At 46.2% G+C, this 1,652-nt stretch carries 2 protein-coding genes; both read right to left on the bottom strand.

The genetic code is table 11. The features are described 5' to 3' along the window. Positions 1-233 precede the first annotated feature (233 nt). A complete protein-coding gene (locus DW096_RS19170; RefSeq protein ID WP_227224309.1) occupies positions 234-1,193 on the bottom strand; it encodes an IS3 family transposase in 960 nt (319 codons plus the stop codon). A 23-nt stretch (positions 1,194-1,216) separates the two neighbouring features. Further along, a complete protein-coding gene (locus DW096_RS19165; protein ID WP_005829611.1) occupies positions 1,217-1,597 on the bottom strand; it encodes a transposase in 381 nt (126 codons plus the stop codon). Between the last annotated feature and the right edge of the window lie 55 nt (positions 1,598-1,652).

Genomic DNA, 1,652 nt, shown 5'->3' with positions numbered 1-1,652 from the left:
TGTCTTTTCCTGATTTAGCTAGACGCTTTTTCTTTTTATAACCGATATCAGTAGACGGTTCTTGGAATGTTGTACTGGTTCAGTAGTCACTTCTTCCCAAGCCCTGCTGATATAGTAGACACAGCAAAGTGAGTTGTCCTGATTCTGTTGACAGTCATCCTGCTGCATTTGCAGAGCCCGTGCTTGCTTGTCCGGCAAGACTGGGTGCCCCTAAAAGAGGCATTCTGTCTTTGTCAGGTGCGCTGTCCTGCGCCTTCGCCCGGACTTGCTGTCCGGCTTTGCAAAGATATTGCATCCTTCTTTTTATTGCTACTTGTGGAAGGATATTTTTTCTTCTTCCACATTTTCTTCTGTATTCCCTTCTCCAGATGCGCCACAGCAGGTATTTTATACCCGATACTCATATGCGGTCTGCGATGGTTATAGAAATGTATGTAGCGAGCTATGACATTTCTTGCATGCCCGATGTCGTTGAACCGGCCTCGAGGATGGCTGCTTTCCGCCTTAATAATCCCGTTGATACGTTCCGCAACGGCATTGTCGGTGGGTTTGTAGTCTTCCGTCATACTGATGGCAATGCCATGTTTCTGAAGAAGTGCCACGTATGGGTCGCAACAGTATTGTACGCCACGGTCCGAGTGATGTATCAGGCCCGTAAGATTTTCATCTCCTGTCATTTCAACAGCCTGCTCTATAGCCTGTTGCAATGCATTGATGGTTGCCGATACCCGTAAGGTGTCGGCAAGCACCCATCCCACTATCTTATGGGAGTAGGCATCCGTAATCAGATGCAGATAACAGACTTCACCATTGGCAAGTGGTATATAAGTAATGTCGCTGACCCACAACTGGTTGGCTGAAGTCAAGGTCAGTCCTTTGATTAGGTTCTTCCACTTGTGGTAGCGATGGTTGGAGTTCGTCGTATGCCGGGTCTTGCGGGCAGGAAGCATCAAGCGGTGTTGCCGGAGCAATGCATAAAAGCTGTCCCGCCCAGGCATGAACCCGGCTCCAAAAAGCACGGTGAGCATAATCCACAGTTTGTAACAGCCTATACCCGGATCTTCGATACGGATATCACGGACAGCATCCAGCATGAGACGTTCCCTATGTATCTGACTCTCAATGTCAGCCTTTGACTGGTAGTAGGCTTGACGACAATGGCCAAACAGACGGCAGGCCAACGCAACTTTCAGGTTGCGCTGACTGACCAGTTCCGTTACGATTTGGCCCCAGATTTTTTTCTGATAGGGATGTTGAAGAGTTCTTCAGCACGCGTAATCATCAACTCACGGGCTTCTGTTTCCAGCTTGGAGAAAGACAGAGCTTTCTCCAGCTCTTTAATGCGCTTTTTTAATTGGGCATTTTCATCTTTGTAGGCTTCCTTGCTGCGATTGGACATATCTGGTGATTCTTGTTCAGAAGGCAAAGATAGCTCTTCTGCTAAATTTGAATACTTTTTAATCCAACTATTTAGCAAGGCAGGGCAACAAATGCCATGTGCCCGGCAAAAGGCATGCTTACTCATACCTGATTGGTAGTAAGAGTGAAGAAAAAACAGTTTTTCATCTTCACGATAAAGCTTTCGTTTTGAAGTCATAATAGTAACACATTTATTAGTTTGTAAATGTGTCTACCTATATCAGGATAAGACA

It is taken from the genome of Bacteroides sp. AM07-18 (assembly GCF_003602695.1).
Lineage (GTDB): Bacteria > Bacteroidota > Bacteroidia > Bacteroidales > Bacteroidaceae > Bacteroides > Bacteroides uniformis.
Note: the sequence above shows the minus strand (reverse complement) of the source record. Positions and strands in the feature narration are given on the sequence as shown.